At 60.5% G+C, this 25,804-nt stretch carries 29 protein-coding genes; 11 read left to right on the top strand and 18 right to left on the bottom strand.

Annotation, left to right across the window (positions count from 1 at the left end; translation table 11 throughout):
• Position 1: 1 nt before the first annotated feature.
• On the bottom strand, positions 2-772 hold the full coding sequence (gloB, locus tag LVY75_30815) for a hydroxyacylglutathione hydrolase (protein XAZ23147.1): 771 nt from the start codon (positions 770-772) through the stop codon (positions 2-4).
• A 54-nt stretch (positions 773-826) separates the two neighbouring features.
• On the opposite strand from gloB, the gene LVY75_30810 reads away from it, so the two are divergent.
• The 4 genes from LVY75_30810 (at position 827) to LVY75_30795 (ending at position 4,146) form a co-directional block, all read left to right on the top strand.
• Complete coding sequence (locus tag LVY75_30810; GenBank protein XAZ23146.1) at positions 827-1,603, top strand: class I SAM-dependent methyltransferase; 777 nt, start codon at positions 827-829, stop codon at positions 1,601-1,603.
• Positions 1,604-1,703: 100 nt separating this feature from the next.
• Positions 1,704-2,801 (top strand): histidinol-phosphate transaminase, encoded by a 1,098-nt coding sequence (hisC, locus tag LVY75_30805; GenBank protein XAZ25862.1) that lies wholly within the window; start codon positions 1,704-1,706, stop codon positions 2,799-2,801.
• Complete coding sequence (locus LVY75_30800) at positions 2,780-3,724, top strand: prephenate/arogenate dehydrogenase family protein (GenBank protein ID XAZ25861.1); 945 nt, start codon at positions 2,780-2,782, stop codon at positions 3,722-3,724. The genes hisC and LVY75_30800 overlap by 22 nt, the downstream gene beginning before the upstream one ends.
• A 2-nt stretch (positions 3,725-3,726) precedes the next feature.
• Complete coding sequence (locus tag LVY75_30795) at positions 3,727-4,146, top strand: GNAT family N-acetyltransferase (protein ID XAZ23145.1); 420 nt, start codon at positions 3,727-3,729, stop codon at positions 4,144-4,146.
• Here the strand turns inward: LVY75_30795 and LVY75_30790 are convergent.
• The gene (locus LVY75_30790) at positions 4,143-5,159 is read right to left on the bottom strand and encodes a DUF2125 domain-containing protein (protein ID XAZ23144.1); all 1,017 of its coding nucleotides are present in this window, start codon (positions 5,157-5,159) and stop codon (positions 4,143-4,145) included. The two genes, LVY75_30795 and LVY75_30790, sit on opposite strands and share 4 nt — an antisense overlap.
• A 49-nt stretch (positions 5,160-5,208) precedes the next feature.
• Between LVY75_30790 and LVY75_30785 the strand changes: the two genes are divergently transcribed.
• Positions 5,209-5,742: a gamma-glutamylcyclotransferase gene (locus LVY75_30785; GenBank protein ID XAZ23143.1), complete on the top strand. Its 534-nt coding sequence runs from the start codon at positions 5,209-5,211 to the stop codon at positions 5,740-5,742.
• Here the strand turns inward: LVY75_30785 and LVY75_30780 are convergent.
• The 4 genes from LVY75_30780 to ftsE form a co-directional block, all read right to left on the bottom strand.
• Positions 5,739-6,536: a 1-acyl-sn-glycerol-3-phosphate acyltransferase gene (locus tag LVY75_30780; protein XAZ23142.1), complete on the bottom strand. Its 798-nt coding sequence runs from the start codon at positions 6,534-6,536 to the stop codon at positions 5,739-5,741. The two genes, LVY75_30785 and LVY75_30780, sit on opposite strands and share 4 nt — an antisense overlap.
• 88 nt (positions 6,537-6,624) lie before the next feature.
• Complete coding sequence (locus LVY75_30775; GenBank protein XAZ23141.1) at positions 6,625-7,338, bottom strand: YdcF family protein; 714 nt, start codon at positions 7,336-7,338, stop codon at positions 6,625-6,627.
• Between the two features lie 66 nt (positions 7,339-7,404).
• Entirely contained in the window at positions 7,405-8,427 is a 1,023-nt protein-coding gene (locus LVY75_30770; protein XAZ23140.1) for an ABC transporter permease, read from the bottom strand.
• On the bottom strand, positions 8,420-9,079 hold the full coding sequence (gene ftsE / locus LVY75_30765) for a cell division ATP-binding protein FtsE (protein ID XAZ23139.1): 660 nt from the start codon (positions 9,077-9,079) through the stop codon (positions 8,420-8,422). Before ftsE ends, LVY75_30770 begins: the two co-directional genes overlap by 8 nt.
• Before the next feature lie 206 nt (positions 9,080-9,285).
• Between ftsE and LVY75_30760 the strand changes: the two genes are divergently transcribed.
• The 3 genes from LVY75_30760 to LVY75_30750 all read left to right on the top strand — a co-directional run bounded on the left by LVY75_30760 (position 9,286) and on the right by LVY75_30750 (position 11,076).
• Positions 9,286-9,945, top strand: coding sequence for a hypothetical protein (locus LVY75_30760; GenBank protein XAZ23138.1), 660 nt, complete (start codon positions 9,286-9,288; stop codon positions 9,943-9,945).
• A 109-nt stretch (positions 9,946-10,054) separates the two neighbouring features.
• Positions 10,055-10,597, top strand: a complete 543-nt coding sequence (gene hpt / locus LVY75_30755; GenBank protein ID XAZ23137.1) for a hypoxanthine phosphoribosyltransferase — start codon at positions 10,055-10,057, stop codon at positions 10,595-10,597.
• A 119-nt stretch (positions 10,598-10,716) separates the two neighbouring features.
• Positions 10,717-11,076 carry a response regulator gene (locus LVY75_30750; GenBank protein XAZ23136.1) on the top strand — a complete coding sequence of 120 codons (360 nt, stop codon included), beginning with the start codon at positions 10,717-10,719 and terminating at the stop codon, positions 11,074-11,076.
• Positions 11,077-11,133: 57 nt separating this feature from the next.
• On the opposite strand, the gene LVY75_30745 is transcribed toward LVY75_30750, so the two are convergent.
• From LVY75_30745 to argH, 4 genes are all read right to left on the bottom strand, one after another.
• On the bottom strand, positions 11,134-13,770 hold the full coding sequence (locus LVY75_30745) for a TIGR02302 family protein (protein XAZ23135.1): 2,637 nt from the start codon (positions 13,768-13,770) through the stop codon (positions 11,134-11,136).
• A gap of 168 nt (positions 13,771-13,938) precedes the next feature.
• Positions 13,939-15,207, bottom strand: coding sequence for a diaminopimelate decarboxylase (gene lysA / locus LVY75_30740; protein XAZ23134.1), 1,269 nt, complete (start codon positions 15,205-15,207; stop codon positions 13,939-13,941).
• Between the two features lie 12 nt (positions 15,208-15,219).
• Positions 15,220-15,414, bottom strand: a complete 195-nt coding sequence (locus LVY75_30735; protein ID XAZ23133.1) for a lipoprotein — start codon at positions 15,412-15,414, stop codon at positions 15,220-15,222.
• A gap of 145 nt (positions 15,415-15,559) precedes the next feature.
• Positions 15,560-16,963: an argininosuccinate lyase gene (gene argH, locus LVY75_30730; protein XAZ23132.1), complete on the bottom strand. Its 1,404-nt coding sequence runs from the start codon at positions 16,961-16,963 to the stop codon at positions 15,560-15,562.
• A gap of 26 nt (positions 16,964-16,989) precedes the next feature.
• Here argH and LVY75_30725 point away from each other — a divergent pair, with 26 nt between their 5' ends.
• Positions 16,990-17,652: a TlpA family protein disulfide reductase gene (locus LVY75_30725; GenBank protein XAZ23131.1), complete on the top strand. Its 663-nt coding sequence runs from the start codon at positions 16,990-16,992 to the stop codon at positions 17,650-17,652.
• 178 nt (positions 17,653-17,830) lie between these two features.
• Here LVY75_30725 and LVY75_30720 read toward each other — a convergent pair whose 3' ends face one another.
• The 7 genes from LVY75_30720 to LVY75_30690 all read right to left on the bottom strand — a co-directional run bounded on the left by LVY75_30720 (position 17,831) and on the right by LVY75_30690 (position 23,215).
• The gene (locus LVY75_30720; protein XAZ23130.1) at positions 17,831-18,712 is read right to left on the bottom strand and encodes a 3-hydroxybutyryl-CoA dehydrogenase; all 882 of its coding nucleotides are present in this window, start codon (positions 18,710-18,712) and stop codon (positions 17,831-17,833) included.
• Between the two features lie 147 nt (positions 18,713-18,859).
• Positions 18,860-19,789 (bottom strand): electron transfer flavoprotein subunit alpha/FixB family protein, encoded by a 930-nt coding sequence (locus LVY75_30715; protein XAZ23129.1) that lies wholly within the window; start codon positions 19,787-19,789, stop codon positions 18,860-18,862.
• Between the two features lie 23 nt (positions 19,790-19,812).
• On the bottom strand, positions 19,813-20,562 hold the full coding sequence (locus tag LVY75_30710) for an electron transfer flavoprotein subunit beta/FixA family protein (GenBank protein ID XAZ23128.1): 750 nt from the start codon (positions 20,560-20,562) through the stop codon (positions 19,813-19,815).
• 183 nt (positions 20,563-20,745) lie between these two features.
• Positions 20,746-21,531, bottom strand: coding sequence for a rhomboid family intramembrane serine protease (locus tag LVY75_30705; GenBank protein XAZ23127.1), 786 nt, complete (start codon positions 21,529-21,531; stop codon positions 20,746-20,748).
• Between the two features lie 36 nt (positions 21,532-21,567).
• Positions 21,568-22,146, bottom strand: coding sequence for a cob(I)yrinic acid a,c-diamide adenosyltransferase (locus tag LVY75_30700; protein XAZ23126.1), 579 nt, complete (start codon positions 22,144-22,146; stop codon positions 21,568-21,570).
• A gap of 14 nt (positions 22,147-22,160) precedes the next feature.
• Positions 22,161-22,364 carry a twin transmembrane helix small protein gene (locus tag LVY75_30695; protein ID XAZ23125.1) on the bottom strand — a complete coding sequence of 68 codons (204 nt, stop codon included), beginning with the start codon at positions 22,362-22,364 and terminating at the stop codon, positions 22,161-22,163.
• A 17-nt stretch (positions 22,365-22,381) separates the two neighbouring features.
• Positions 22,382-23,215, bottom strand: coding sequence for an SDR family oxidoreductase (locus tag LVY75_30690; GenBank protein ID XAZ23124.1), 834 nt, complete (start codon positions 23,213-23,215; stop codon positions 22,382-22,384).
• 68 nt (positions 23,216-23,283) lie between these two features.
• On the opposite strand from LVY75_30690, the gene LVY75_30685 reads away from it, so the two are divergent.
• The gene (locus LVY75_30685) at positions 23,284-24,255 is read left to right on the top strand and encodes a YihY/virulence factor BrkB family protein (protein ID XAZ23123.1); all 972 of its coding nucleotides are present in this window, start codon (positions 23,284-23,286) and stop codon (positions 24,253-24,255) included.
• On the opposite strand, the gene gluQRS is transcribed toward LVY75_30685, so the two are convergent.
• Positions 24,220-25,101, bottom strand: coding sequence for a tRNA glutamyl-Q(34) synthetase GluQRS (gene gluQRS / locus LVY75_30680; protein XAZ23122.1), 882 nt, complete (start codon positions 25,099-25,101; stop codon positions 24,220-24,222). The genes LVY75_30685 and gluQRS overlap by 36 nt on opposite strands.
• Between gluQRS and LVY75_30675 the strand changes: the two genes are divergently transcribed.
• Entirely contained in the window at positions 25,100-25,786 is a 687-nt protein-coding gene (locus LVY75_30675) for a DNA-3-methyladenine glycosylase (protein ID XAZ23121.1), read from the top strand. The two genes, gluQRS and LVY75_30675, sit on opposite strands and share 2 nt — an antisense overlap.
• The last annotated feature ends 18 nt before the right edge of the window (positions 25,787-25,804 follow it).

The raw sequence follows: 25,804 nt of genomic DNA, 5'->3' as shown, positions 1-25,804 counted from the left end.
CCTAGAAATTGTCCTTGCGCTTGCGGATTTCGGCGAAGACCTCTTCGTTGGTCTTTCCTTCCATCAGCAGATTGCGGCGGATGGCAGGATCGGCGGCGCGCAGGAAAGGGTTGGTTTCCTTTTCGAGCCCCAGCGTCGTCGGAATGGTGAACTTGCCTTCGGCCCGCAGCGCTTCGATTTCTGCGGCGCGGCTCTTCAGGCGCTCGTTGTCAGGGTCGATGGTGACCGCAAAACGGGCGTTCGAGAGCGTATATTCGTGGCCGAAATAGACGGTGGTCTCATCCGGAAGGACGGCAAGCTTCTGCAGTGAGTGCCACATGTCGGCGGCCGGCCGTTCGAACAATCGGCCACAGCCGAGCGCAAAGAGCGTATCGGCTGCGAAGAGCAGCTTGTCGTCGGGGAAGTGGTAACAGATATGGCCTGCCGTGTGGCCGGGCGTTTCGATGACATTGACCGTGTGGTCGCCAAAGAGGAAGCTGTCGCCGTCGCCCATCGTCTTGTCGAGGCCGGGAATGGCTACAGCCTCGTTGATCGGGCCGATGATCTCAAGGCCGTATTGTTCTTTCAGCGCCAGATTGCCTTCCACATGGTCGATGTGGTGGTGGGTCGTGAAGATATGGGTGATGTTCCAGCCGCGGCGCGCAGCAGCGGCTTCGACAGCTGCCGCATCGGGCGCGTCGATCGAAGCGGTCTGCCCAGTCTCCGTGTCATGGATCAGAACACCGAAATTGTCGCTGCGGCAGAGAAAAACATCTAATTCCAAAGGTTTCATCGCTCAAATAGTCCCTTATCCCTCGAACTGACCGGGAATGTAGAGGTTCCGGCCTTGAAGTCCAACCGGTCATTGATAACATTTGAGATAATGCACGCCGATATCGTCGATCTTCGCCAATTCTATCATTCCGAGCTTGGGCGCATGGCCGAGCAGTCGATTGCCATGGCGCTATCATCGCTGTGGGTCCGGCTGCCGCAGGAGCGGCTTGTGGGCATCGGTTATTCCGTGCCCTTCCTCGACCGGTTCCAGGCCGATACGGAACGCACCTTCGCCTTCATGCCGGCGGGGCAGGGGGCGGTGAACTGGCCTGTCGGCTCGCTCTCCTCCACTGCGCTGATCTTCGACGAGGAGTTGCCGCTGCCGGATTCTTCGATCGATCGCGTGCTGATGGTGCATTCGCTGGAATTTGCGGAAAGTCCGCGCGAGACCCTGAAAGAGCTCTGGCGGGTGCTGGCGCCCGGCGGACGGCTCGTTATCGTCGTGCCGAACCGGCGCGGTGTCTGGGCACGGATGGAACATACGCCTTTCGGTTCGGGCCGACCCTATTCGCGCGGTCAGCTGACCCATCTGCTGCGCGAGACCAATTTCACGCCAGGCGCCACGGCAGAGGCTCTGTTCTTTCCGCCGTCTAAACTGCGCGCCGTCTTGCGCCTGCGCCGCGGTTTCGAGCGGATCGGCCGCGCACTCTGGCCGGCTTTTTCCGGTGTCATTATCGTCGAGGCACAGAAGCGGCTTTATCAGGGCCTGCCGGTTGCTGCCCGCGCGTCCCGACGTGTCTTCGTGCCGGTGCTCGCGCCGCACGGCGTGCCGACGACGCGCAGCCGCTAGCACACCGCAGTACTCGACAAAAACGCCATTCCGCTTTAATGCCACTCGAGTCTTTCGCCGGCTTTCCGGCGATTTCGAAGGTCGATCCATGAGCATTGAGATGAGCAAACCCGTTCCGCGTCCCGGTATTCTTGATATCGCTGCCTACGTGCCGGGCAAGGAACATGCGCCGGGTGTCGCCCGCGTCTACAAGCTCTCCTCCAACGAGACGCCGCTCGGCGCGAGCCCCAAGGCAATCGAGGCATTCAAGGCAGCCGCAGGCAATCTCGAGCGTTATCCGGATGGACAGGCTCGTGAGCTGCGCGAGGCGATTGCTTCAGTGCATGGCCTCAACCCGGCAAATATTCTGTGCGGCAACGGCTCCGATGAGCTGCTTGCGCTGCTCTGCCATGTCTATCTCGGCACAGGCGACGAGAGCATCGTCACCGAACACGGTTTCCTCATCTACAAGATCCAGACCATGGCGGCTGGAGCGACGCCTGTCGTGGTCAAGGAAAAGGATCATACGGTCGATGTCGACGCGATCCTTGCGGCGGTGACCGAGAGGACGAAGATCGTCTTCATCGCCAATCCCGGCAATCCGACCGGAACCTATGTCCCGGTCAGCGAAATCCGCCGTCTGCAGGCTGGGCTGCCGCAGCATGTCATGCTCGTGCTCGATGCGGCTTACGCGGAATATGTCCGCCGCAACGAGTACGAATCCGGTATCGAAGTCGTTTCCTCGAATGCCAATGTCGTGATGACCCGCACATTCTCGAAGGCTTATGGCCTTGCTTCCTTGCGTATCGGCTGGATGTACGCGCCGGCGGCGATCGTCGATGCACTGGACCGCGTGCGCGGGCCGTTCAACATGAATGCGCCGGCCATTGCTGCAGGGGCCGCGGCGATCCGCGACCAGGCTTTCATTCAAGAGGCCGTGTCCTTCAACCGGATGTGGATCGAGAAGCTGACGGATGCATTTCAGGCGCTCGGCCTCAAGGTTACGCCCTCGGTGACCAATTTCGTTCTCATCCATTTTCCCGATGTGGATGGAAGGCGCGCAGCGGATGCCGATGAATTCTTGACCAGCCGCGGTTATATTCTGCGTGCGGTGCGCGGCTATGGCTTCGCCAATGCGCTGCGCATGAGCGTCGGTCCGGAAGAGGCCAATCGCGGCGTCATCGAAGCACTTGGCGAATTCATGGGACGCAAGGCATGACTGTGCAGTTTGATCGCATCACCCTCATCGGCATCGGCCTGATCGGCTCTTCGCTCGCCCACGACATCAAGCGTCTGGGCTTGGCCAAGGAAGTGGTCATCGCCACGCGCAGTGCAGAGACGCTGAAGCGGGCCGAGGAGCTTGGTCTTGGAAACCGCTATACGACCTCCTCGGCCGAAGCGGTCAAGGATGCCGATCTTGTCATCGTTTCGGTGCCGGTCGGTGCCTCCGAAAGTGTGGCGAAGGAAATTGCCGGCACGTTGAAGCGCGGCGCCATCGTCACAGATGTCGGCTCGACCAAGGCGTCTGTTATCGCGCAGATGCAGCCGCACATGCCTGACCACGTGCATTTCATTGCTGGTCACCCGATTGCCGGTACGGAAAAGTCCGGTCCGGACGCCGGATTTCCGGGCCTTTTCGAAGGGCGCTGGTGCATCCTGACGCCGCTCGAAGGAACTGATCCGACAGCGCTGAAGACGCTGCGCAATTTTTGGGAAACACTTGGCTCCCGAGTAGACGAAATGGACGCCCAGCATCACGACAAGGTGCTCGCTATCGTCTCGCATCTCCCGCACCTCATAGCCTACAATATCGTTGGCACGGCCGACGATCTGGAGACGGTGACGGAATCGGAAGTCATCAAATATTCCGCCTCCGGCTTTCGCGATTTTACCCGACTTGCCGCATCCGACCCGACGATGTGGCGCGATGTCTGCCTGCATAATCGCGACGCGATCCTGGAAATGCTGGCACGATTCTCGGAAGACCTCGCCTATCTGCAGCGGGCAATCCGCTGGGGTGAAGGCGACAAGATTTTCGAATTGTTTACTCGCACCCGCGCCATCCGCCGCTCGATCGTCCAGGCAGGCCAGGATGTGGATGCGCCGGACTTCGGCCGCCCGCACCCGCTGGAAAAGAAATAGTCATGGTGGAGATCGCCAAGGCTGGCCAGTCGGACAAGGAGTGGCTGCTTCGCGAGGATCATCGCGTTGGCGAAACCTGGGTTTCGCGTTGCATCGACCTCGGCGAATATCTGATTGCCCGCGAAGAGGGCGAGATCGTCGGCTTCCTGCGCTTCTCCCGCTTCTGGGGCAGGATCCCCTATATGGAGATGATCCGCGTCCTGGATGGCCATCGCCGGTCTGGCGTCGGCACGGCGCTGTTTCTCATCTGGGAAAAGGAAATGCGCGACAGCGGTGCGCGCCTTTTGATGACCTCGAGCGAGTGCGATGAAAGCCGTCCGCAGGATTGGCATCGCCGTAACGGCTTTTCTGAAACCGGTTCGATCGAACTGCCCGGCATTCAACTGGTGCCCGAGGTCTTCTTTCTCAAGAAGCTCGATTAAACCGGTGGGATCTTGCCGAGAGGGATAAAGCCGCTCACCGTCGCATTTCCGTGATCGACGACGAGATCGACCGACACCTTGTCGCCTCCGCCGGCAAGCGCCTTCAATAGCTTGGTTGCCGTATCGACCGTCGAGGCGATATCGGGGAAGGCCTCTTTGATGGTTTTGCCCCAGGGCCCGAGCTGTTCGATCTCCAGCTTGAACTTGCCGGACAGGAAGCCGTTCTCGTCGAAGGTGAAGGGGCCGGAGACGGTCATCACCTTGCCATCGCCGATGTCGGCGACGATGCGGCGGAGTTGGCCCTGAGTGCCGTGGATGCCTTGTTCGTCAGTGCCGTCGATCATGCCGGCCTTTCCAATCAGCGTCAGGTCGGCGCTGGCGGAGAATTTCGGGAAGATCTGCGGCCAGTCCTTGAGGATCGCATTGGCGTTTTCGACCGAGATCGCGCCGTCAAGATCCGCTCCGTTCTGCCGCAGGTGGATTTCGGTGCGGGCGGCATCGAAATTGACGGTCTGTCCGGTAAAGGACGAGATGGTGACGGCCTTCAGCCCGTTGATAACGGTCGAGGTGCGGTCGATGCCCTGCGCCTTGGTGACGAGGCTCGATTGCAGATTGTCCCATTGGGCATTGATGGTCAGGCCCTGCGCGGTACGGATTTCAGCCGGCGAGTCGAGTTCCCAGACGATATGGCCGGGGGCATAGACCTGGGCAGCAGAACGAAGCGCGCCGAAGGTGGCCGAGATGCCGTTGACGTTGTCGTCCACATCCACCTTGGAGCAGAAAAGTCCGATGCGGAAAGGAAAGCCGCGGAATTCGATATCGGAGCACTCGCCGCTGACGCCGGTGTCTGCGCGGGGAGCAATCGCGCTCAGCACTGTCTGTTTCAGCGCAGAGGCTGCGTAGAACCAGCCGCCCGTATAGAGAGCGATCACTAGAAGGATAGCGCCGCCCAGCAACCAGAATTTCTTACCGCTGTTATATTGGCCGCTGCCGGATTGGCTTGACGCTGCCATGATGTTCTCCAATGGTGAGAGCGAAATCTGATTTGATCTGGCGTGCGATATGGACGAATTTTGGGTATTTGGCTACGGCTCGTTGATGTGGAATCCGGGCTTCGAATTCGTCGAGCGATCGCAAGCCCTGGTTTACGGCTATCGGCGCTCTCTTTGCGTCCGCTCCTTCGTGCATCGCGGCAGCCGGGAAACCCCCGGTCTCGTTCTCGGCCTCGACAGAGGCGGTGCCTGCCGCGGCATGGCTTTTCGCGTGGCGCCGGATAAGTGGGATGAAGTGATCGACTACCTGCGCGCCCGCGAACTCGTCACCAATGTCTATCTCGAACGGCATCTGCCGCTGCAGCTTCCGGATGGCCGCAGCGCGCGCGCTGTCGCCTATGTGGTCGATCGCGCCCATGAGCAATATGCCGGCGCACTTGACGCATTTGCTGCGGCACGTGTCGTCAACGTCTCGGTCGGCCAGTCGGGGCCGAACGATGCCTATGTGTTCAACACGCTCGCGCATCTCAAGGAGATGGGCATTCGCGACCAGTGGCTGGAGCAGGTGGCAGAGGAAGTCACGCGGCTGCGGGCTGCGGCTTAAGCCGTGGCCGCTTTTTCCTTGCGCAACTCGGCCAGCCGTTCTGCCGCTGTCGGCGGCAACGGCACATGCGGGTTGCGTTCGACCGTGTCGATCAGGAGCTGATCGCTGGCGCTTTCCGTCACGTCGATCAGATGGGCGAAAAAGGCGTCGGGATCCATGCCGGGCATGATGGGCGGCAGGATCTGTACCTTGAAGTGGCCGGGGTAGCGCATGGTGCTGCGGCGCGGCCAGAACAGACCAGGATGCATCACGATGGGTACGACCGGGAGCTGCAGGTCGCGGTACATGCGGGCGATGCCGTATTTGTATAGTGGTTCGGCACCTGGCGGGCGGCGTGTGCCCTCGGGGTAGATGATGAGCTGGCGGCCGGTGGCAAGCTCTTCCTTGGTGCGTTTCAGGACCTCGACCATCACCTTGCCGCGGGCGCCACGGTCGACCGGAATCATTCGCTGCTTCTTGGCGTACCAGCCGAAGAGCGGGATCCACATGAGTTCGCGCTTGAGGATGTAGACCGGATCGTCGAGGTTGGGCAGCAGCGCATATGTATCCCAGAAGGACTGATGCTTCGGCGAAATGATGTAGCTGCCATGAGGCAGGTTCTCGATGCCCTCGATCTCGAAGGTCGTTCCCACGATCACCCGCATCAGCCAGTGGTTCGAGCGCGCCCAGTTCTTGGGAACGCTGTAGGCGAGCTTGCGCGGAATGATGAAGTAGATCGGGGAGAGCACGATCATCCGCAGGATGAGGTTTGCATAGAAGATCGTGTTGAACAGAACGGAACGCAGGGCGATCATGAAACTTTCCCGAGGCACGGTCACGGGACCGGCCTACACGATATTGCCCGTCGGAAAAAGCGTCTGATTGCCTGAGCGCGCAAAAGTCTCAGCTTTGGCCCGCCAGGCTGGCGGAACGCAGGCCCGTATGGCGCAGGCCGACAATGTTGCGTGCACCGGCCAACAGTACCTTGGCGTATTCGGCCAGCATGACGCGCAAGGCGTTCGGATCAGTGAACCAATCGCGTGTCTTCAGATCGGAATTGACGACGGGATAGGCGATGAATTGGGTGTCGGGATCGACATAGGCGAGTTCGGCGAGGCTGCGCGGCATGTGGTAGTTGTTGGTGACGACGAGGATGCTCTTATAGCCCCTGGCATGAATCCAGTTCGACGCCTCCTCCGCATTGCCGATCGTATCGAGCGCGTCATAGCCTATGTCGACACAGCAGGAAAAGAGATCGGCAGACCCTTGGGTCATCCTGCGGATCTGCGCTGGCGTGGTGGAAGGATGCGCGCCGGAGATCAGCAACCGCTTGCCTGCACCTTTCTGCAGGAGCTCGACGGCTTGATCGATACGCTGGTAGCCCCCGGTCAGCACGATGATCGCGTCCGCCCGCGGCTCGGCAGGAGGCTTCAGGGTCGTCACCGAATCGGCAAAACGCAAAAAACCGCCGAAGATCAGCGCAGCAATCAACACGCAGGAAAAGCCCGTCCAACGCAAGACGCGACGGATCGGGCTACGCCGGGCCGAGACGCTCTCGGGGCGTTCAATCTCCGGGTCCGGGCGAATCGGATTGCGTGTCGTATGGCCCATCGTCATGAGTCGTGATTATACGCTGATTGCGGCGCAGAACAGACGCTTTCATGGCAAATCGGCATGCTGCGACTAATTCACGATGCCGTCCGCGCGCGTCGGATCGGAACGCAATGTATCGATTTCATAGATCGTGCGCATGACAGTGAGCCGCGCCGTCAACGTCGTGAGCAACGCAATCACGATCATCGTTGCCAAGATGCCGAGATAGCCGAGGGCACCGACCGAAAAAGTGCCGAAGAGGGCCGTTGCCTGATCGGTCTCTGGCGTGGCGATCGTCCTGCTCTGCAAGAAGCCGGCGCCGGCAAAAAAGAGGGCGGCCAGCGCACTGCCGATTGCCGAACCCTTGAGGCTGATTTTCAGGAAATGCTTCTGGAATTCCGTCGCGACGAACGAGCTCTCGGCACCGACAAAATGCAGGACTTCGACGATGTGGCGATTGCCGGAGAGTACGCCGCGCGTGGCAAAGACCACCGTCAGTACCATGGCTGCGAAAACGAGTAGCAGAATGCCGGTGCCGATCATGACTGTCGTGCGGGCCATGGCAACCAGCCGGTCGACCCAGGTACGGTGGTCATCAAGGAAGGCCTGCGGGATACTTTCCTTCAGAAGGTCGCGCATCGCCGCAAAGTCGGGTGGATGGCTCTCGTCGATGGTGATGATCACCAGTCGCGGCACGGGAAGTTCCTTGATGTCCAGACCGCTGCCGAGCCACGGCTCCAGAAGGCGAGCAGTGGCGGCTTCATCGACGATTTGACCGCTCTTCGTGCCAACGAAGGTGAGCGCGATATCGCGGGCCTGAACGAGGGCCTTTTCCATGTCCAAGTTATCGTCGGGCTTGATCTGAATGGTGACTTCGCGGGAGATCTGGCTTTCCCAGCTTGCTGCAGTCGAACGGACCATGCTGACGCCACCGAGTGTCAGGCAGGCAAGGAATGCCATGATGGCGATGACAACCATCAGTGCATTGCCCTGGATGTTCGATGGCGGCAGGATCGGTGCCGTGGGGCGCACGCGCATCTCCGGCCGCTTGGGTTGCTGGGCGGGGGCAGCGGCGGGCGCCTTTGCGCGGGTCTTGGTGGGCGGTTTAGTCATAAATATCGAGATGCCCTTCCGAGAGGATCATGCGGCGGGCTTCCACCTGGTCCATCAGCGAGAGATCGTGAGTGGCAATCACCACCGCGGTGCCTAGGCGATTGAGCTCCATGAAGAGGTTCAGCAGGCGCTTGGCCATCGGCGGATCGACATTGCCGGTTGGTTCGTCGGCAAGCAGCACTTCCGGCCGGTCCATCAGTGCGCGGGCGATTGCTGCGCGCTGCTTCTCACCGCCCGAGAGCACTGGTGGCAACACGTTGATGCGTTCGCCGAGGCCGACCCATTTCAAAAGTTCCAGCACATCGGTCTTGTAGGTGCTCTCATCCTTGCCGCGCACGCGTAGCGGCAGGGCCACATTCTCATAGGTCGTCAGATGGTCGAGAAGGCGGAAATCCTGAAAGACGATGCCGACCCGGCGGCGCAGCAGCGGCAGCTCGGGCCGCGGAATCTCGGATATGTCGCGCCCGAACATGCGGATTAGGCCGCGGGTCGGCTGCAGCGACATGAAGAGCAGGCGCAGGAGCGTGGTCTTGCCGGCGCCGGACGGGCCAGTCAGAAACTGGAAGGACTTTTTCGGGATGTCGAAAGTCAGGTCCCGGAGGATTTCCGGGCCCATACCATATCGCAAACCGACATTCTCGAAGTGGATCAACGGGGCAGCTCAGTCTTTCGTGGTTTCACCGCATGACTTGTTAACCAACACCGTTAACAGCGGGTAAATTTTGCCGGAAAGACGCCCGTTTGATGGCGATCTTTGCGAAGCATTAACCATTGAAATTTACGACTGGGCTGGATTCGTTTCAATGCCAAGATTGTCTTGGGCAGCGAAACCATGTGGACATCCGAGAGGTCGCCACCATGGAAGCATCCTACTTCAGAAGACAGGCCGCCGGCCAGACCTATGATTTTCTGCCGCCGGATCCGGTTATTCGCCAGCCTCGGCGCATGCCACGCAGAGATGACGTTGCCGATGCCGAGTTCGTTGTTGTCGGCAAAGCACGGCAGCAAGGTGGGTCCGGCAATGCCCGCGATACGACCCACAATCCCCGTCGCAGCGTCCCGCCCAGGGACCAACCTCCAATGCCGCTTTCTACCGTCACCGCGGTCGTGCGCAACATTGAGGTCTGGCTACGACAGGCGTCGCTGCAGGGCTTTGCTGCATTGGTCGCCTCGCTCTTCGTGCTGGTGTTCGGACTTGCCGGTGGATTTTCGTTTCTTTCGGAAAGTGGAGGGCCGCCGGCTGCTACGCTCCACTTCTCGCATGTGACGATTACCCCACGTGACGCCAATGGCATGCGCATCCTGCTGATCAATGGCATCATCGAGAACGACAGCGGCGTGACGCAGCAGGTCAAGCCGATCCGCGCTGATCTCGTCACCGACGACAGATTGACCGCCAGTATTGTCATCGAGCCACCGGCCGATGCCATTTATGCAGGTCAGAGTCGTGGCTTTTCAGCCCGTGTGCAGCATGTCGGCGGAAAGGTGCCGGATCTGCGGCTTTCCTTCATGCCCTGAGCGCCAAGGGCGTTTTTGGGTTGATCGACGGGAAAACCTGCTTCTGCGGGGTGTTTCGCCGGGATTAATGTGCTAACGGCTTACCCTTCATTTTACGGAGCAAGCCTTTATGCCTGTCGTGCGCGGAAAAAACATCGAACCGCTCTTCACTGCCGAGCAGATCGCCGAGCGCAATCATTCCCTGGCGCAGGATATCGCAGCCGGTCCGACCAAGGACCTGCTGGTCATCGCCGTGCTCAAGGGTTCCTTCATTTTTGCGGCCGACCTGCTGCGCGCCCTGCATGATACCGGCCTTGCTCCCGAGGTCGAATTCATCACGCTTTCGAGCTATGGCGCGGGCACGGTTTCGCAGGGCGTGCGTATCGTCAAGGATATCGACAGCGACGTGAAGGACCGCGATGTCCTGCTGATCGACGACATTCTTGAATCCGGCCGTACGCTGCGGTTTGCCAAAGAGCTGCTCTATGAGCGCGGTGCGCGCAACGTGACGATCGCCGTGCTGCTCGACAAGCGCGTGAAGCGCAAGGAAGAACTGGAAGCGGACTATGTCGGCTTCGAATGCCCCGACTATTTCGTGGTCGGCTACGGTATGGATGTCGCCTATGCATTCCGCGAGCTGCCCTTCGTCGGCGTGGTTACCGGTGACGCATAAGCCGTCCTGCTTCAAGACGGCTTGTTAACCATTCCGTCGATCGGCCTGACATGTTTACCGATCGAAAAGGAACCGCATGCGATCTCCGTCGCGGGGCATGACGACGGAGCAATGCACAGATGGCAAAAATTCTGATCACGGAAGACGAGGATTCCCTTCGTACTTTCGTAGCCCGGGCACTACGCCTTGACGGTCATGAGACCGATGAAGCCGCGGATGGGGCGGAAGGGCTGGAAAAGCTGAGGGGCGGCAGCTACGACCTGCTGCTTTCCGATATCCGGATGCCGGTCATGGACGGCATCGAACTGGCTCATCAGGCGAAGGATGCCTTTCCGGCGCTGAAAATCCTGCTGATGACGGGTTATGCCGAACAGCGCGAACGCGCTGACGATCTGGCTGAAAAAATTATCGATGTCGTGCCGAAACCGTTCGCCTTGCCTGACATCCGCAAGGCCGTGGCGCGCGCCCTGGTCGCATAACATATTGCGGCGCGGCGTGCCCAAAAGGCACGCCAACTACCCTCACTCCTCTCAGCATCACTGAATATCCAGCAGCCGCTCGAGATATTGACGCTCGATCGCCTGGGTCGGATTGTTGCCGAGCTTTTCGCGGATGGCGTCGAGAATCTCCCGGGCGCGCTGGACGTCGATCTCGTCGGGTATCTTCACATCGTTGTTCATATCGGGGCCGAGATCGGTCTGGCGCGGGCGGCCGAGCGGATCGCGGCCGTTCTGGTTGCCCTGGCCGAGCTGGCCGTTAGGACCCTGTTGTCCTTGCTGACCCTGTTGTGCCTGCATCATCTGGCTCATCATGTCGCGCGCGCCCTGCCGCAGGGCTTCTAGAGCCCGTCCCTGGCCTTCCACAGCGCTGCTGCCGTTGCCCTGGCCGAGGTCGCGGCCGGCGCCTTCCATTTCCCGCTGTGCCTGACCGAAGCCTTCGCCAGGCTTCATACCCATATCGCTGAGGCTCTTCTGCAGTTCCTGCAACTGCTTGCCGAGCGCATCTTGCTGGGAGCGCAACTGCTTCAATGCTTCACGCAGTTGCTCGGCCGTCATCTGGTCACCGGGCTGCTGACCTTGCTGCTGCTCCTGCTGGCCCTGCTGCTGTTGCTGCTGGCCTTCCTCGCCCGGCATCATGTCGTCCATGTTGGGGTCACCGCGCTGCATGCGGTCGCGAAGCTGCTGGTCGAGGCGGAAGGTCTCGTCCATCAGCTTCTGCTGGTCGCGCAGGATCTTGCCGAGCTTGTCCATCTGCTGTGTCAGCTGGCTGTTTTCCTGCTGCTGGCCGCGTTGTGGGCGGGCTGTCTGCAGATTGTTCATCAGCCGCTGCAGTTCTGACAGCATCTGCTGGGCGGCATCACGATTGCCGGAGCGCGCCAGGTTTTCGATCTGGTCCATCATGCGCTGCAGATCCTGCTGGCGCAGGAAATTCTGGGCATTCTGGTTGGGCTGCATCGGCATGTTCTGCAGGCGCTGGGCGAGCTCGTTCATATAGTCCTGCATCGCCTTGCGCAGTTCATCCATCAGCTTCTTGATTTCGGCATCAGGAGCATTGCGGTTCAGCGCATCGGCAAGGTTTTGCTGGGCGTCGCGCAACCGCCGTTCGGCCAGCGAAAGATCCCCTTCCTCGATACCGAGGGCGATGTCCCAGAGATATTGGGCGGTATCCTTAAGCTGCTCATCACCTTTGGCGATTTTCATGCGGGTCAGCGCGGACTCGATCAGCAGGAAATGGGTGGTGTTCGGGATCGTCTCCTCGGGCCGGATCGTCAGGGCTTCGTTGAGCGCGATTGCTTCCTTCATCTTGCGAGTATCGAGAGCAAACGTCTGGCGCTCTTCGGCGACGGCTCCAGCCAGCGGCTCGCTGAAGGGTCGCGACGGCATGATCATCTCGTAGGGCGGGCTGCGACCCGTCTGTCCCGCGGCATCCTTGGCGACGAGCGTGATGCGTACACGTTTGCCGGCCAGCGGATGCTCGGTCAGGTTCTTGCTCGTCAGGCCCTTGCCGTCACGCGCATTGCGGCGAGGAATGTCCAGCCGGAATTCCGGCAGCGGATAGAGCGGCGTTGCGGCCGGGTCGGATTCGACCGGCACGATCTCGGCATGAGCCTCTTGCACGCCGTAATCGTCCTTCACCGTAAAGCCGATTTCCAGAGCACCATTGACGGCGCGGCGCGGCATGCCGTCGAAGGCGATTTCCGGGGCCTTGTCGGGCAGCACGTCGAAATTCCAGGTGCGGCCGTTCGCCTGCAGTGCGCCGTTTTCCTCGAGCTTCATGATGTGCGTCTGCGCCATCAGTTGAGGTGCGACCGGCGCGCCGCCCGAGGGCTGTTCGGTATTGGCATTTGCGGCCGGTTGCGGCCGGGTGTCTTCCTGAACAGCAATCTCGTGGCTTTCGCCATTGGCCTTCCTGAACAGCACCTTCTCGTCCGATTGACCGCCGCTGACACGCACCGTCAGGCTGGAAAACTGCGGAACGCCGATCGGTGTCTGTTCACTGCCATCGGCCGTCAGATAGATCGGCGCGCGGCCGGTATACGAAGGTGGGGTCACCCAGGCGTCGATACGCACGGCCGGATTGCTCGTAACCTGTGCGGGCGCAGGCTCAAATGCATCGACGACGGAACCGCCGTTGATGGACAGCGAATAACCGAAAGCGGTAACGACAAGCAGTGCCGGAATGGCGCGCAGTGCGAAGCGGTCGTGCCGCGCGATATCGGGTCGCGGCAGACCGGCGTCCAATGTCGCGATCTTCCGCGCCATGCGCGTCTGGTGTTCACGCCACAGGGCGCGGGAGAAGGGTGTGTCAAAGGCGGGCTCATCCTCCTGCACCATGACCGGCTGATGCGGCAGGCCATTGCGCTCTTCCAGCATGCGGTCGGCGTCGACAACGCGGGGCCAGCGAAGATTGCGGAACGGCAGGAGGGAAACGAGGAAGCCTGCAGCAAAGACGGTCAGGAGGAGGATGCGCAGCCAATCCGGTACGATGCGGAAGAAGCCGAACCAGGAGACCGAGAGATAAATCGCTACAACCGAAAGGGCGGGTACCAGCAGCGGAAGAACCTGCTCGGCAAGAAGCACGATCCTGGCGAGGAGACGTTTTGCTGCCACAAGCCGCGCAAGAGAGGGTTGAAGCGCGAATGCGCCTTTCTTCTGCCTTGCGGGGCTTGTCATCAATCCGGTCTCCGCGATCTGGCGTTCAGGGAACAGAGGGCGCTTCCGGCGATTGCTGGGCAATACGCTCACGAAAGAAAAGGATAACACTCTTTGTGGCGAAGGCGAGGGCGAGGGCCCTTCAATACCGGTTTTTCACGTGTGGTCGCCAAAAAGTGATTGCGACCTTTAGTCCAGCCAGGCCGGGATGGAATCGAGACTGATCAGCTCCGAATAGGTGCGGCGGGGGCGAATCACATGGAATTCGTCGCCCTTGACCAAGACTTCAGGCACGAGAAGGCGGCTATTATAGGTGCCCGCCTGGACTGCGCCGTAAGCGCCGGCCGTGCCGATGGCCAGGAGGTCGCCCGGCTTCGGGGTCGCCATTTCGCGGTCGAGCGCGAGGTAATCGCCGGTCTCGCAGACGGGGCCGACAACATCGGCCCGGATGCGCGGCGCGTTGGCAGCCGAAATCACCACGGGGCGGACCTCATGATAGGCCTCGTAGAGTGTCGGACGGATGAGGTCGTTCATCGCGCCGTCAACGACCACGAAAGTCTTTTCGCCGCCGTCCTTCAAATAGATGACCTCGGTGACGAGGATACCGGCATTGCCGACGAGCAGGCGGCCCGGCTCAGTGACTATCTTGCAGTTCAGAGAGCGAAGCTGGTTCTTGACGACGGCGGCATAGGCTTCCGGCGAGGGCGGCGGGTTGTTGTCGTCCTTATAGGGGATGCCGAGACCGCCGCCGATATCGACGTGATGGATATCGTGACCATCGGCGCGCAACGTGTCGACCAGATCGTGCAACAGCTTGAAGGCATCGTCGAAGGGCTGCAGCTCAGTGATCTGGCTGCCGATATGCATGTCGATGCCGGTAACCTCGATCCCGGGCAGGCTGGCGGCGCGAGCATAGATCGTGCGGGCGCGCTCCCAGGAGATGCCGAACTTGTTTTCCTTCTTGCCGGTCGAAATCTTCGCATGGGTACGGGCGTCGACATCCGGATTGATGCGGAAGGAAACAGGCGCCTTCTTGCCGGCGCGCACGGCACGCTGGTTGAGAACTTCGAGTTCCGGTTCGGATTCGACGTTGAAGCAGTAGATACCAGCTTCGAGTGCGTAGTCCATCTCATTCGGTGTCTTGCCGACGCCGGAGAACATGATGCGGTTGGCGGGAATTCCCGCGGCAAGCGCGCGGCGCAGTTCGCCTTCGGAAACCACGTCGATGCCGGCACCGAGCCGGCCGAGCGTTTTCAGCACGGCCTGGTTCGAATTGGCCTTCATTGCGTAGCAGACCATGGAATCGACATCGCCGAAGGCGTCGGCGAAGACGCGGTAATGGCGCTCGAGCGTTGCAGTCGAATAGACGTAGAAGGGCGTACCGACCGCTTGGGCGATCTCGGGAACGGGAACGTTCTCGGCGTAGAGAATGCCGTCACGATACTGGAAATGGTTCACTGGAGTCCGGCCTTAGAGAAGGGGATCGAGAATAAAGGGCTTGTCGACGGAGCCTGGCCGTTGCGTCGGTTTGGAAACATCGCCGCCCTTTGTCGCGTTTGCGCTCGGCGGATCGAGGTCACCTTTGCGACCGCACCCGGCAACGGCGAGGCCGATGACGGCAAAAACCACCGTAAGGCGGATGAAATGCGGCAACCTGGTCTGCATGGATATCCTCGTATCGGACACTGGGCGGGCACTGACTGGCATCTTCATAGCGAAGTTTGACAGCCTTGTGCACCCCGATTGTTGACGCTTTGTCCAGTGCGTGTTTCCGGGTGGGAGACCGTTCTCCATTTCGCCCGGAAATGCCTTAATTGCGCGCGCGCCAATAGGCGATCTGCTTCCTGACTTCCGAAGGTGCGGTGCCGCCAAAACTCTTGCGACTGGCGACCGAAGCTTCGACCGTCAGCACGTCATAGACCTTGTCGGTAATGGCAGAATTGATCCCCTGCAGATCGGCGAGCGGAAGCTCCGACAGATCGCAGCCCTTGCTTTCGGCAAGGGCCACGGCGCGGCCGGTGACATGGTGGGCGTCGCGGAAGGGAAGACCTGCCTCGCGCACCAGCCAGTCGGCGAGATCTGTCGCAGTCGAATAGCCCGAGCCAGCGGCCGCTTTCATTCTGATAGTGTTGATCGTCATGTCGCGTACCATGCCAGTCATGGCGGCAATCGCAAGTTCCAGGCTCTCGGCTGCGTCGAAGACCTGTTCCTTGTCTTCCTGCATGTCCTTGGAATAGGCGAGCGGCAGGCCCTTCATGATCGTCAGCAGGGCGATCAGCGAGCCATTGATGCGGCCGGTCTTGGCACGCACCAGCTCGGCTGCGTCCGGGTTCTTCTTCTGCGGCATGATCGAGGAGCCGGTGGAGAAGGCGTCGGAGAGACGCACGAAGCCGAATTGCGGCGTCGACCAGATGACGATCTCTTCTGCAAGACGCGACAGATGAACGGCGCAGATTGCGGCAATCGCCAGGAACTCGATGGCAAAATCACGGTCGGAAACGGTGTCAATCGAGTTGCGGGTCGGCTCACGGAAACCGAGAGCCTTTGCCGTCATGTGGCGGTCGATCGCATAGCCGGTGCCGGCGAGCGCTGCCGCACCGATCGGGCTTTCATCGAGATGTTCGATGGCGTGGCGAACACGCGAGCGGTCGCGGCCGAACATTTCCACATAGGCCATGCAATGGTGGCCGAAGGTCACCGGCTGGGCTGTCTGCAAATGCGTGAAGCCAGGCATGACGCTGTCTGCATGTTCCTCGGCGCGATCGAGGAAGGCTGCGATCAAATCGGTCAGCATGGCCTCGGTTTTTTGCAATTCTTCCTTCACCCAGAGGCGAAAGTCGAGCGCCACCTGGTCATTGCGCGAACGGGCCGTGTGAAGGCGGCCGGCGGCCGGGCCGATCAGGGTCGCAAGCCGTGCCTCGACGTTCATGTGAATGTCTTCAAGCTGGCGGGAAAATTCGAAATTACCGCTTTCGATCTCTGACAGGATCGTGTTTAGCCCGTGAACGATCTTGTCCTTATCGTCGCCGGAAATAATGCCCTGATGGGCGAGCATCGTGGCGTGGGCGATCGATCCGCGGATATCCTGGGCAAACAGCTTCTTGTCGAAACCGATCGAGGCATTTATCTCCTCCATGATCGCATCGGGGCCGGAGGCGAAACGTCCGCCCCACATCTGGTTGGAGGATTTGGTGTCCGTGTTGTCCTCGGCCATGGAAGATGCCCGTCCTGGAGAATGAAATGACGACGAAAAAACCCTTCGGCCTGCCGTCCGTGAAACTGATCGCAATCGCTGCCGTTGCTGGCATCGTTGCCGGTGCGGCAGCGGTATACGTGAAGGAGACGGGCATTGGCAATGGTATCGGCGATACGGCTTCGGCCGAATGCCCGCTGACGAAGGAGCGTACTGCCAACCTGAGCTCCCTCATGAAAGGCCAGGTTGCCGCCATGGTCGCCGCCAACCAGCCGAAGAAACTTCAGACAGTCGCGTTCAACGGCCCTGACGGCAAGCCGATGACGCTTGATCATTTCGCCGGCAAGACCGTGCTTCTCAATCTCTGGGCCACATGGTGCGTGCCCTGCCGCGAGGAAATGCCGGCACTGAACGCGCTGGAGAAGGATATGGGCAGCGACAAGTTCCAGGTCGTGCCTGTCAATATCGATAGTGGTGACGATGAGAAGCCGAAGGCGTTCCTGAGCGAAATCGGTGTCGATGCGCTGCAGCTTTACCGGGACAATACGATCGGCGTCTTCAATAGCCTGAAAAAGGAAGGACTTGCCTTCGGTCTTCCGGTCACGCTGCTGCTCGACGAAAAGGGTTGCCTGATCTCGGCCATGAACGGTCCGGCCGCATGGGATAGCGACGATGCCAAGGCGCTGATCAAGGGGGCGATCGGGTCGTAAGGACGCGGCTCAGGGGTCACCGGCGCCGCGGATAAGGAACACACCTGCCAGTCCGATCAGGACGCAGCACTGCAGCAGAAACATCGGCAATTCGCTCGACATCATTTTTCCTCCCATTCACGGCAGGAAAGCATGTCGCGAGCCTTTGTTCCATTCGCCTATTTTAGTGATCAGGGACTTATCGGGTCGGAACCGGGGTTTCGCCGCGATAGTCATAGAAGCCGCGGCCGGATTTGCGGCCGAGCCAGCCGGCCTCGACATATTTCACCAGAAGCGGGCACGGGCGGTATTTGCTGTCGGCGAGCCCGTCGTGCAGTACCTGCATGATTGAAAGGCAGGTATCGAGGCCGATGAAATCGGCAAGCTGCAACGGTCCCATCGGATGGTTGGCGCCGAGCTTCATGGCGGTATCGATGGCATCGACCGTGCCGACGCCTTCGTAGAGCGTATAGATCGCTTCGTTGATCATCGGCAGCAGAATGCGGTTGACGATGAAGGCCGGGAAATCCTCGGCGACCGTAACGGTCTTTTCCAGCGATGCGACGAATTCCCTGGCGGCGGAAAAGGTTGTTTCCTCAGTCGCGATGCCGCGCACCAGTTCCACGAGCTTCATGACCGGAACCGGGTTCATGAAGTGGATGCCCATGAAACGCTCGGGACGGTCGGTCGCGGCTGCAAGACGCGTGATCGACAGCGAGGAGGTGTTGGTGGCAAGGATCGCTTCCGGCTTCAGTACCGGACAGACCTGAGTATAAATCTTGCGCTTGACGCTTTCATCTTCGGTTGCCGCCTCGATCACGAGATCAGAGGGGGCGAGATCGTTGACATTGGCCGAGCCGGTAATGCGAGAAAGCGCTGTGCTGCGCTCTTCATCGGTCATCTTGCCGTTCGTCACCTGACGCGCAAAATTGCCGTTGATGGTGGCAAGGCCGGACTCGATACGGTCCTGCGACAGATCGTAGATATGAACCTTGTATCCTGCGGCGGCCGAAACATGCGCGATGCCGCAGCCCATCTGGCCCGCACCAATTATACCAATATTCTTCAACACCGCGCTCATCTCCAACCCCCGCCCGGCATACACCCCCGCGCCGCCGGTATTTTTATATGAAATTGCCGGACGAAAGATCGCCCGGCAAAAGTAGTAGACCGATAGAAGACAATTTTCCAGTCATTCGCAAGTGCGAAAAGAAGGCAATCTGACCGATCAGAGGGCTTTTTCGAGCTCCGGCAGGACGTCGAAGAGATCGGCGACAAGTCCATAGTCGGCGATCTGGAAGATCGGGGCCTCTTCGTCCTTGTTGATCGCGACAATGACCTTCGAATCCTTCATGCCGGCGAGATGCTGGATGGCGCCCGATATGCCGCAAGCAATGTAGAGCTGCGGGGCGACGACCTTGCCGGTCTGGCCGACCTGCCAGTCGTTCGGGGCGTAACCGGCGTCGACGGCGGCACGCGAGGCGCCGACGGCTGCACCGAGCTTGTCGGCGACCGGCAGGATGACTTCCTTGAACTTCTCGGCGGAGCCGAGCGCGCGGCCACCGGAGATGATGATCTTGGCGGAGGTCAGTTCCGGACGTTCGGAGGCCGAGAGCGCGTCGGACACGAAGTTCGAAAGGCCCGGATCGGAGACGGCGGGGATTGCTTCGACGGCGGCCGCGCCGCCCTCGGAGGCGGAGGTGAAGGAAGCGGTGCGCACGGTGATGACCTTCTTGGCATCGGTTGCCTGCACCGTCTGGATCGCGTTGCCGGCATAGATCGGGCGCTTGAAGGTATCCGGCGAAACCACTTCGATGATTTCGGAGACCTGGGCGACATCGAGGAGAGCGGCGACGCGCGGCATGACATTCTTGCCGGTGGAGGTAGCCGCGGCGACGATCGTGTCATAGCTCCCGGCCAGAGAGACGATCAGGTCGCCAAGCGGCTCAGCAAGATTGTTGGCGAGTTCATCGCTTTCGGCGAGCAGCACCTTAGAGACGCCAGATAGCGTGGCAGCCGCGTCGGCGGCGGCCTTTGCGCCCTTGCCGGCGACGAGAACGTGGATGTCTCCGCCAATCTGTGCGGCAGCCGTCAGGGCCTTGGCGGTCTGGTCGGAAAGGGTTGCGTTGTCGTGGTCAGCCAGAAGAAGAATGGCCATGGTCGTAATTCCTTTCTCGAACCTTAGAGGACGCCGGCTTCGTTCTTGAGCTTGTCGACAAGCTCGGCGACCGACTTCACCTTGACGCCCGCCTTGCGGCCGGACGGCTCTTCCGTCTTCAGCACCTTGAGGCGTGGAGCGGTGGAAATACCGAAATCGGCCGGGCTCTTCTTGTCGAGGGGCTTCTTCTTCGCCTTCATGATGTTCGGCAGGGTGGCGTAACGCGGCTCGTTCAAGCGCAGGTCGGTCGTGACGACTGCCGGAAGCTTGACCTTGATCGTCTGCAGGCCGCCGTCGATCTCACGGGTAACGGTGGCATTGTCGCCCTCGATCGCGATCTTGGAGGCGAAGGTCGCCTGGGCGGAGCCGAGGAGGGCTGCCAGCATCTGGCCGGTCTGGTTGGAATCGTCGTCGATCGCCTGCTTGCCGACGATGATCAAGCCCGGCTTTTCGGCGTCGGCAACACCCTTGAGGATCTTCGCAACGGTGAGCGGCTCGACGGCGTCATCAGTCTCGACGAGGATGGCGCGGTCGGCGCCCATTGCGAGCGCCGTGCGGAGCGTTTCCTCGGCCTTGGCCGGGCCGATCGAGACGACGACCACTTCCTCGGCCTTGCCGGCTTCCTTCAGGCGAAGGGCCTCCTCGACCGAAATCTCGTCGAACGGGTTCATCGACATCTTGACGTTGGCAAGGTCGACGCCCGATCCATCCGGCTTGACGCGGATCTTCACGTTGTAATCGACAACGCGCTTGACTGGGACGAGAATTTTCATGGGGTCCTTCCTTCGAACAGAGATGGGCCTTCAACAGAGACTTCTGGGAAAATGCGCGCTTGGGCGCCGCTCCGATTGTCGAATGGCGACATGGATACGCGTTTTTCCTCCAAATACAACGCTTCCGTGACGCAGCCGGTCGATTTGGATCGCAATATATTAACGTTTACGTTCACGTCAATATTAAAGCTTGTCCCGGCCCCAGGGCAGGCGCGGTGGCACGGGCATGCCCGAGGCAGTGACGCGAATGGGGATCGGCCGATCCTTGACGGCGCGCGGCGTCACGATCTGCCGGTCGAACAGCGGCACGCCCGGGCGGCGCATGACGAAAATGAGCAGGGCACCCGCGATGATGCCGCCGACATGGGCGCCCCACGAGACATTGCCGTCGGAATCGATCAACAGCATGAAGAACTGCTGGCCGACCCAGAGCAGGAGCGGGATGAAGGCGGGTAGCGGCAATGGCACGCGGAAAAAAACCAGCACCCAGACCCGCACGCGCGGATGCAGCATCAGATAGGCCGCCACCACACCGGAGATCGCCCCGGATGCGCCGACGAGCGGGGCTTCCGATGTCGTCGACAGCAGGCCGTGGCAGAGGGCACCGGCGGCGGCGCAGCCGAGGTAGAAGATGAGGAAGCGCAGATGCCCCATTGCATCCTCGACATTATCGCCGAAGACCCAGAGGAAGATCATATTGCCGGCAAGATGCCAGAAACTCGTATGGATCAGGGAATAGGTAACGTAGGTGGCTGTCTCCGGCACGATTTCCAGTCCCGGCGCCAGCACCGCATGGCCGAAGACGATGGCCGGGATATAGCCGAGGCCGATAGTCGCGGCCTGGGCGACCTGCTCGGTTTCGACCGTCGTGAAGATCCAGGCGGCGATATTGACCGCCATCAGACCGAGTGTGACCCACTGAACCTTAATGTGTTTCAGCGTATTGGCATCGTGCAGAGGTATGAACATGAAAGCCTGCCCCCGGCGATCGTGATGGCTGCGAACCTACCTGTTTTTTCCGGGAACCCAAAGCACATCCGCCTTGCCGCCATCATTTGCATGGCGGGCCGCAACGAACAGGAAGTCGGAGAGACGGTTGACATATTTGAGGGCCGCAACGCCCACGATCTCTCCCTCGCCGCGGGCAAGCGCAACCATCAGCCGTTCGGCACGGCGCGCCATCGTCCGGGCAAGGTGCAGATGAGCGGCGGCAGGGCTGCCGCCGGGCAGCACGAAGGATTTCAGCGGGTCGAGATCGGCATTCAGCCTGTCGATATCGCGTTCCAGCCGGGTGACCTGGCTTTCCACGATGCGTAGAGGCTCATAAGCCGGCGGCTCGTCGGTTTCAGGCGTAGCCAGATCGGCACCGAGGTCGAAGAGGTCGTTCTGGATCAGCATCAGCATGGCATCGAGTTCGGGCAGGTCCGCCGTATGCAGCCTTGCGACGCCGATTACCGAATTGGTTTCGTCGATGGTGCCGTAGGCTTCGACACGCAGGTCATGCTTGGCACGTCGCGGGCCGGAGACGAGCGCGGTCGTGCCGTCATCGCCGGTTCTGGTGTAGATCTTGTTGAGCTTTACCATTGACGGCTTTCGGATCAGCTCGGGCGTCCGCCACCGGTCAACCAGAGCGTCAGCATGATCAGGATGACGGCGATTGCCTGCAGCAGCACGCGCAGCTGCATCAGCTTGTTGGAAAGGTTCGGATCGCCACCCTTCATCATGTTGAACAGGCCGCGGATCAGCACGAGGGCGACGAGACCCATGACGATGATCGCAATGACGTAGGTGACTGTGGACATGGCAGTCTCTTTTCTTTTCAGTCCGTCCAGCGCATCAGGCGGTAGAAGAGGTCGGACGGAAGCAGCCTCTTCAACAATATGCCCTGTTTAGCCGGAGTCGTTACAGGATAATGTGGCTTCGGATTTTTCGAGTTCAATGCACGTTTCAATGCTGCGTAGACCGCCTCGGGGCCAAGCTTGTGGCGGTTGACCGGGCCTGAGCCTTCAAGGCGGGCGAGCTGCCGGCGGTATTCGACCGCATGGGGCGAGTTTTCCAGGTCGATATGTTCTTTAATCTTCGCCAGCGCGTTTGTGGTGAAGCGGCTGGTGATGGGGCCCGGCTCAATCAGGCTCACATGAATGCCGCTTCCCTGCAGCTCCATGCGCAGGGTGATGCTCAGGCCTTCGATCGCGAATTTCGAGGCCGTGTAAGCACCGCGATAGCGGTAAGGCACGAGGCCGAGGATCGAGGAGCATTGGACGATGCGACCCTGGCCGCGCCGGCGCATGAAGGGAATGACCAGCCTGGTCAGTTCGTGCCAGCCGAAGACATTGGTCTCGAACTGGTCGCGCAGGGCCTGCGTGGAGAGATCCTCGACTGCGCCGGGCTGCCCATAGGCGCCATTGTTGAACAAGGCATCGATCCTGCCGCCAGTGCGCTCGGCCACTGCGTCCACCAGCGCCGAGATCGTTTCAGGCTGCGTGTAGTCCATCAGCACGGCTTCGATGCCGTCTGCTTCGAGCGACGACAAATCCTCCGCCTTGCGTACTGTGGCGAAGACACGCCAGCCGTCGGCTTTCAGGGCGCGCGCGCAATAAGCGCCGATGCCGGAAGAGCATCCGGTCACGACGATGATGCGCGGGTCAGCCATTTAATGATTCCTGTACAAAATGGGACTCGTTTCCCATATTCGCGGAAAGGATACAATTGGGAAGCAGAATGCCGAAATTCCTGCGCACGTTCTACGATGTGGTGTACGACGCCATCTGCCACCTCATCGAGGACGATGGCTTTGCAATGGCAAGCCATGTGGCGCTTTCCACCCTGCTTGCAGTCTTTCCCTTCCTGATCTTCGGCACGGCGCTTGCCAATTTTCTTGGTGCCGACCAGTTTTCCACCACGGCCATCCATCTGATCTTCGATACGTGGCCTGAAGCGATCGCCAAGCCGCTGGCTGACCAGGTGGTGGAGGTCTTGACGATCCCGCGCGGCGGGCTGCTGACCATCTCCGTGCTTGCGGCTGCCTATTTCGCCTCGAACGGTGTCGAGGCACTCAGGATCTCGCTCAATCGTGCCTATCGCGTGCAGGAGACGCGCCCTTGGTACTTCACCCGCCTTGCGAGCCTCGGTTATGTCCTCATCGCCGTGATCATCTTTGCGGTCATCAGCATTCTGCTCGTGGCAGTCCCTGTCGGTCTTGATTATGCCCGCGACTGGCTGCTGCACAACGACTCGCTCGAATGGCTTCCCGTCACCATCCACCAATGGCTGCCCGCCATCGTCGACACACTCGAAATTGTCTTCAGCTGGCGCATCTACGGCACGCTCGTCATGCTGACGATTGCCCTGCTCGTAGTCCATCTCTGGCTGCCCTCCGGCAAGCGTCGCGTATTCGACGTCGTCCCGGGCGTGTTCCTGACCTTGATATTCTGGCTCATCGGTGCGCTGATCTTTGCCTATTATCTTGCGACCTTCGCCAACTACACAGCCACCTATGCCGGTCTGGCGTCCGTCATGATCGTGCTGATCTTTCTCTATATGGTGGGTGTCATCTTCATCGTCGGCGCAGAGATCAATGCGGCGCTCATGAAGTTCCGGGTGTTGCGCAATTTCTCGCGAACTTTCTCGGTGGTCGGACGTGACCACGCCGCCGATTCAAAGCCCGACAAGACGGCGAATATCGGCGGCTGACAGCCCACTGGCACGCAGTTCCGCAAGGCCGGTGTCGCCCTCACTCTTGGAAAGTTTGCGGCCCTCTGCATCCATGATGAGACGGTGATGGTGATAGATGGGCTGCGGCAGGTCGAGCAGCTCCTGCAGCAGCCGGTGCACCGAGGTGGAGTGGAAGAGGTCGAGGCCGCGCACGACATCGGTCACGCCCTGCAGCGCATCGTCAATGACGACGGAGAGATGATAGCTCGAGGGCGCGTCCGAGCGTGAGAGAACGACGTCGCCCCAGGCGACGGGCTCGGCCGGGATTTCGCCCTTACGCTCATCGCCTGTCTCCGTCCAGAACAGCGGTTCGCCGATCAGGTCCAACGCCCTGCTCATGTTCAGCCGCCATGCATGTCTGAGACCTGAGCCCAGCATCGCGTCGCGTTCTTCCTCGCTGCGGTCACGATCGTCGGCTGGATAATGCGGCGTGCCATCCGGATCGCGCGGCCAGGGCTCACCCATCCGCTCATAGGCGGCAACGCGTGCCTTGACCTCACCGCGCGTCAGAAAAGAGGGATAGACCAGCCCGCGTTCGATCAGCGAATGAAGGGCTGCCTGGTAATCGGAAAAATGTTCCTGCTGGCGACGGACCGGCTGTTCCCATTCAATGCCCAGCCACCTGAGGTCGGCGAATATGCCGGCCTCGAATTCCGGTGTGCAGCGGGTCAGGTCTATGTCTTCGATACGCAGCAGCAGCCGACCATCTGCGGCCCTGGCCATGTCGTTGTTCAGGAAAGCCGACAGCGCGTGACCGAGATGCAGCTGCCCGTTGGGGCTCGGAGCGAAACGGAAGACGGGTTTTTGACGCGGAGTCGTGATCATGCTTTCTTCTGGCATGGATTTGAAACGATCGCGAGGCAAGGTGCGGGTCATCAGCAATGAAAAGGATATTGAGGAGGGGCTTGCCTCTCTCCTTGTTCTCGATCCGCGGCTCGTGGCAATTGCCAGGGAGGCAGGCCCCGTTCCGCTCCGGCTGCGCGAGCCAGGATTTGCCGGCCTTGCCCATATCATCGTTTCGCAGATGGTATCGCGGGCGAGCGCCGAGGCGATCTGGCGGCGGATGCAGCCAGAGAGCGGAATGCTGAGCGCGCAATCTTACATATTGCTTCATCCCGATGCCTGGCGCGAGTTCGGTCTCTCTCGCGCCAAGGCCGATACACTGACGCGGATTGCGCAAGCGGTTGCTTCAGGACGAATCAATCTGGAGGCCATGATCCAAAAACCGCCCGGCGAAGCGCTCGCAGAACTGACGGCTCAGAAGGGAATCGGGCCATGGACGGCGGAGGTCTATCTGATGTTCTGCGGCGGCCATGTGGATGTATTTCCATCCGGCGACGTGGCGCTTCAGGCGGCGGTCGCTGCGGCATTCGGTCTCGCTGAACGCCCGCAAGCCAAAGTCCTTGCAGGGCTTGCGGAAATCTGGTCGCCATGGCGTTCGGTCGCAGCCCGGCTTTTCTGGGCTTATTACGCTGCAAAAATGCGTCGGGACGTGCTGCCGGTCGCCTGACGGACCCCCTCCCTCAAT

The organism is Sinorhizobium sp. B11, from assembly GCA_039725955.1.
In the GTDB taxonomy this organism is placed as follows: Bacteria; Pseudomonadota; Alphaproteobacteria; order Rhizobiales; family Rhizobiaceae; genus Rhizobium.
The sequence above is the reverse complement of the archived record's forward strand: the minus strand, read 5'-3'. Positions and strand labels throughout refer to the sequence as shown.

Bases quoted from the DNA above. Each gene is read 5' to 3' on its own strand.
- gloB (XAZ23147.1), bottom strand. From the start codon at position 772: ATGAAACCTTTGGAATTAGATGTTTTTCTCTGCCGCAGCGACAATTTC.
- hisC (XAZ25862.1), top strand. From the start codon at position 1,704: ATGAGCAAACCCGTTCCGCGTCCCGGTATTCTTGATATCGCTGCCTAC.
- LVY75_30795 (XAZ23145.1), top strand. From the start codon at position 3,727: ATGGTGGAGATCGCCAAGGCTGGCCAGTCGGACAAGGAGTGGCTGCTT.
- LVY75_30790 (XAZ23144.1), bottom strand. From the start codon at position 5,159: ATGGCAGCGTCAAGCCAATCCGGCAGCGGCCAATATAACAGCGGTAAG.
- LVY75_30785 (XAZ23143.1), top strand. From the start codon at position 5,209: ATGGACGAATTTTGGGTATTTGGCTACGGCTCGTTGATGTGGAATCCG.
- LVY75_30780 (XAZ23142.1), bottom strand. From the start codon at position 6,536: ATGATCGCCCTGCGTTCCGTTCTGTTCAACACGATCTTCTATGCAAAC.
- LVY75_30775 (XAZ23141.1), bottom strand. From the start codon at position 7,338: ATGACGATGGGCCATACGACACGCAATCCGATTCGCCCGGACCCGGAG.
- LVY75_30770 (XAZ23140.1), bottom strand. From the start codon at position 8,427: ATGACTAAACCGCCCACCAAGACCCGCGCAAAGGCGCCCGCCGCTGCC.
- LVY75_30760 (XAZ23138.1), top strand. From the start codon at position 9,286: ATGGAAGCATCCTACTTCAGAAGACAGGCCGCCGGCCAGACCTATGAT.
- hpt (XAZ23137.1), top strand. From the start codon at position 10,055: ATGCCTGTCGTGCGCGGAAAAAACATCGAACCGCTCTTCACTGCCGAG.
- LVY75_30750 (XAZ23136.1), top strand. From the start codon at position 10,717: ATGGCAAAAATTCTGATCACGGAAGACGAGGATTCCCTTCGTACTTTC.
- LVY75_30745 (XAZ23135.1), bottom strand. From the start codon at position 13,770: ATGACAAGCCCCGCAAGGCAGAAGAAAGGCGCATTCGCGCTTCAACCC.
- LVY75_30735 (XAZ23133.1), bottom strand. From the start codon at position 15,414: ATGCAGACCAGGTTGCCGCATTTCATCCGCCTTACGGTGGTTTTTGCC.
- argH (XAZ23132.1), bottom strand. From the start codon at position 16,963: ATGGCCGAGGACAACACGGACACCAAATCCTCCAACCAGATGTGGGGC.
- LVY75_30725 (XAZ23131.1), top strand. From the start codon at position 16,990: ATGACGACGAAAAAACCCTTCGGCCTGCCGTCCGTGAAACTGATCGCA.
- LVY75_30720 (XAZ23130.1), bottom strand. From the start codon at position 18,712: ATGAGCGCGGTGTTGAAGAATATTGGTATAATTGGTGCGGGCCAGATG.
- LVY75_30715 (XAZ23129.1), bottom strand. From the start codon at position 19,789: ATGGCCATTCTTCTTCTGGCTGACCACGACAACGCAACCCTTTCCGAC.
- LVY75_30710 (XAZ23128.1), bottom strand. From the start codon at position 20,562: ATGAAAATTCTCGTCCCAGTCAAGCGCGTTGTCGATTACAACGTGAAG.
- LVY75_30705 (XAZ23127.1), bottom strand. From the start codon at position 21,531: ATGTTCATACCTCTGCACGATGCCAATACGCTGAAACACATTAAGGTT.
- LVY75_30700 (XAZ23126.1), bottom strand. From the start codon at position 22,146: ATGGTAAAGCTCAACAAGATCTACACCAGAACCGGCGATGACGGCACG.
- LVY75_30695 (XAZ23125.1), bottom strand. From the start codon at position 22,364: ATGTCCACAGTCACCTACGTCATTGCGATCATCGTCATGGGTCTCGTC.
- LVY75_30690 (XAZ23124.1), bottom strand. From the start codon at position 23,215: ATGGCTGACCCGCGCATCATCGTCGTGACCGGATGCTCTTCCGGCATC.
- LVY75_30685 (XAZ23123.1), top strand. From the start codon at position 23,284: ATGCCGAAATTCCTGCGCACGTTCTACGATGTGGTGTACGACGCCATC.
- LVY75_30675 (XAZ23121.1), top strand. From the start codon at position 25,100: ATGCTTTCTTCTGGCATGGATTTGAAACGATCGCGAGGCAAGGTGCGG.
- gluQRS (XAZ23122.1), bottom strand. From the start codon at position 25,101: ATGATCACGACTCCGCGTCAAAAACCCGTCTTCCGTTTCGCTCCGAGC.